The 3,073-nt window shown below is 51.6% G+C and carries 4 protein-coding genes and 1 riboswitch; all 4 genes read right to left on the bottom strand.

Features of this window, described 5'->3' with window-relative positions:
* Window positions 1–169: 169 nt before the first annotated feature.
* Window positions 170–343: riboswitch (cobalamin riboswitch) on the bottom strand.
* Window positions 344–366: 23 nt separating this feature from the next.
* Window positions 367–1,158 (bottom strand): ribonuclease HII, encoded by a 792-nt coding sequence (locus ACYC56_RS13880; protein ID WP_461374765.1) that lies wholly within the window; start codon window positions 1,156–1,158, stop codon window positions 367–369.
* Window positions 1,159–1,200: 42 nt separating this feature from the next.
* A complete protein-coding gene (lepB, locus tag ACYC56_RS13875) occupies window positions 1,201–1,815 on the bottom strand; it encodes a signal peptidase I (protein WP_461374764.1) in 615 nt (204 codons plus the stop codon).
* A 36-nt stretch (window positions 1,816–1,851) separates the two neighbouring features.
* Window positions 1,852–2,196 (bottom strand): 50S ribosomal protein L19, encoded by a 345-nt coding sequence (gene rplS, locus ACYC56_RS13870; protein WP_461374763.1) that lies wholly within the window; start codon window positions 2,194–2,196, stop codon window positions 1,852–1,854.
* 107 nt (window positions 2,197–2,303) lie between these two features.
* On the bottom strand, window positions 2,304–3,047 hold the full coding sequence (gene trmD / locus ACYC56_RS13865; protein WP_461374766.1) for a tRNA (guanosine(37)-N1)-methyltransferase TrmD: 744 nt from the start codon (window positions 3,045–3,047) through the stop codon (window positions 2,304–2,306).
* Between the last annotated feature and the right edge of the window lie 26 nt (window positions 3,048–3,073).

Genomic DNA, 3,073 nt, shown 5'->3' with positions numbered 1-3,073 from the left:
ACTGCGACGCACCGGGATTAGCTATCCGGCCCCTTGGTGGTTACCGGAACGGGACTTTCACCCGCAAGTGCGGCCCAGCTAAGCTGGGCGCGCCAAAAATAAAAAGTCCCCAGCTTTAATGCTGAGAACTTTACCTTCATTCCCAGTAATGCTTGCTTAACACCGAGCAAACAATACGTCCTAACAGGCAGGTCTCCTGGCTTAGGTTCACTGCGCTTACGCCTTCCCAATCTCGACAAAGGTGGCTTCTGTAAGCGACTCCCCATTACAGTGGCGGGTCCGCCCGGGATTCTCACCCGGTTCCCTATTCTCCCTCGCGGGCACCTATTAGGTATTTAATTGTAAAGATACTCTCGCAGCTGTTACCTAAAAACGCAGCTGCTCGTATTCCGCGACCGGCATAAAGCATGTGCGGTGTATCGGGGAGATACCGCACTCCTCAAGGGCACGGATATGCGGCTGTGTCCCGTAACCCTTATGCTGATCGAACCCGTAATCCGGGTAGTCGTTATGATACTCGCGCATAATACGGTCCCGCGTTACCTTTGCGATCACCGATGCCGCCGCAATCGAGAGCGACAGCCGATCTCCCTTTACGATCGCCAGGTGTGGGATTTCGAGGGTTTTTATATCGAATGCGTCGAGAAGCACGTAGTCCGGCGGCGGTTCAAGACCTAGCACCGCCTGCTCGAGAGATTGAAAATTCGCCCATTGGATACCGTGCGCATCTATTTGATGATGCTCGATACGCACCGCCTTCCATGTTACGGCCACGTCGACTATCTTCCCATACATGTCTTCACGTTGTTCCGGGCTGAGCAGTTTGCTGTCACGCAGCCCGGGGATTTTTGCACCCTTTGGAAGGATGGCCGCCGCAGCGACAATCGGCCCGGCCAGCGCCCCCCTGCCCGCCTCATCGGCCCCGGCTATCAGAGTAAAGCCCTGCTTATGAAGCGCTCTTTCGTACTTAGACAGTTCATTCTGCCTGGCATCCTCGGCCTCAAACCGCTTGATTTTATTGTGATAGGAAGTCAGTAGTCTCTGAACCCCCTGGCGGGGATCGTTTCCAAGCTGCGACGCAAGACGCGCGCGCTCACCCGCTCCTGCTTGGCCCAGCATAGTCTTAATCTCAGCGATCGTGTACTCGGAGAAACCCATAGAAGATCAAATCAATGTAAATATATACTGAAAGTTTAAAAGCTAATTCAACAGTTTCATATGGTCGAACGGCCAATAGACCATAAACGCCCGGCCTAAAATCGCGTTTTCATCGAGCGGCCCGAACACCCTGGCATCCATCGAGTTCGGCCTATTGTCCCCCATAACAAAAACACGTCCCTTCGGGATTTTCGTCGCCGGAAAGTTGCTGTAATCCCCCGGCATGGTCTTGTAGTCGCCTTTCGACGGCTTACCGTTTATATAAAGCTCGCCCTCTTTGACCTCGACCGTATCGCCCCCGGTGGCCACGATTCTCTTGATAAAGTCGCGCCCGTCACCGTTTGGTGCGATAAAGACGATGATATCCCCCGGCTTCGGTTGAACGAACCGGTAGATAAACTTGCTGACCAGAACCCTGTCACCCGGAATAAGCGTGGGCTCCATCGAGCCCGAAGGAATGTAAAAAGGCTGCACTACAAGCCATTTTATTACAAACGCTATTACTACAGCCGTTATTACCAGGACGGGCAGCTCTTTTACGAATGATACAAAAGAGTCCTTGCCCTCCGGTTTTCTTTCTATTTCTTTCGGTTCGCTAACGACCGAATCGGCCAAATCGATGCCCGAATCGTCATTAGCCTTCTCGCTATCGGACATAGTCGCGCTCTCTTCCGCTACAAACTTTTCAATAAATTAGTATCTCTTCTCTTTGATGCGGGCTTTTTTGCCGATTTTCTCCCTCAGGTAGTAGAGTTTCGAACGCCGTACTTTACCCCTTGAGAGGACCTCGATGTTCGCGATCTTTGGCGTATGAATAGGAAATGTCCTTTCGACACCGATGCCGAACGAGATCTTGCGTACGGTAAATGTCTCCCTGAGGCCGCCGTTCTGTTTCTTTATGACAACCCCCTGAAACATCTGTGTTCTCTCACGTCCCGCCTCGACAACCTTATAGTGAACCTTAACGGTATCCCCAGGGCCGAAACTTGGTATATCATCTCTAAGCTGTGCTCTTTCAAGGCTTTCTATGCGATTCATTATATCCTCCTTCTTGGCATAACATTCAAATTATAGCGAAATCAACTTTATATAGCAACAATTTAATAGCTTACAGCTTTTAGTTATCAGCCGTCAGCTTTATCGATCTAATCCTCCAGCTCCTTAAGGTACCGCAAATCCTGTTCGGAGAGCCGTGCTTTATCAAGCAAATCGGGTCTTCTTAGTAAGGTCGCCTTAAGACGTTCCCTGCGGCGCCATTTGGCGATCTCCCCGTGGTGCCCCGAGAGCAGCACCTCCGGCACGCTCCACCCCATGAACTCAGCAGGCCTTGTATACTGAGGATACTCGAGTAGTCCCTCCACAAAGCTCTCCTCGACGAGCGACTCCTCAGCACCCAGCACCCCCGGTTTCAGCCGTGTAACCGCCTCGGTCAGCGCCATCGCCGGTATCTCCCCCCCGGAAAGCACGAAATCGCCGAGCGAAATCTCATCCGTTGCAACGTGCTTATGAACCCGCTCGTCAATACCCTCATATCGCCCGCACAGCATAATAATATGCTCTTCCCGCGAGAATTCTTCAACTAGATCTTGTTTTAGGATTCTACCACGCGGTGTAAAGAGCACAATCCGCGCCCTTTGCCTGATTTCCTCAAGGCTCCCCGGCGCCCCTATATCAAGGACCGCCTTATAAAACGGATCCGGCTTCATCACCATTCCGAATCCCCCGCCATACGGCACGTCGTCTACCTGCCGATGCCTGTCCACGGTCCAATCGCGAAGGTCATGCACCTTAACCTGCATGAGGTTTTTCTCTTGAGCGATTTTCATCATGCTCTCGCTTAAAAAACCGGCAAAAAGCGGAGGAAAAATTGTTAAGATATCGATCTTCATGCTCTTCAATTCTCCAGTAAAAAACG

This window comes from Candidatus Aquicultor sp., from assembly GCF_054640775.1.
Note: the sequence above shows the minus strand (reverse complement) of the source record. Positions and strands in the feature narration are given on the sequence as shown.

Excerpts from the sequence above, each read along its gene's own strand:
- ACYC56_RS13880 (WP_461374765.1), bottom strand. The coding sequence starts at position 1,158 with ATGGGTTTCTCCGAGTACACGATCGCTGAGATTAAGACTATGCTGGGC.
- lepB (WP_461374764.1), bottom strand. The coding sequence starts at position 1,815 with ATGTCCGATAGCGAGAAGGCTAATGACGATTCGGGCATCGATTTGGCC.
- rplS (WP_461374763.1), bottom strand. The coding sequence starts at position 2,196 with ATGAATCGCATAGAAAGCCTTGAAAGAGCACAGCTTAGAGATGATATA.
- trmD (WP_461374766.1), bottom strand. The coding sequence starts at position 3,047 with ATGAAGATCGATATCTTAACAATTTTTCCTCCGCTTTTTGCCGGTTTT.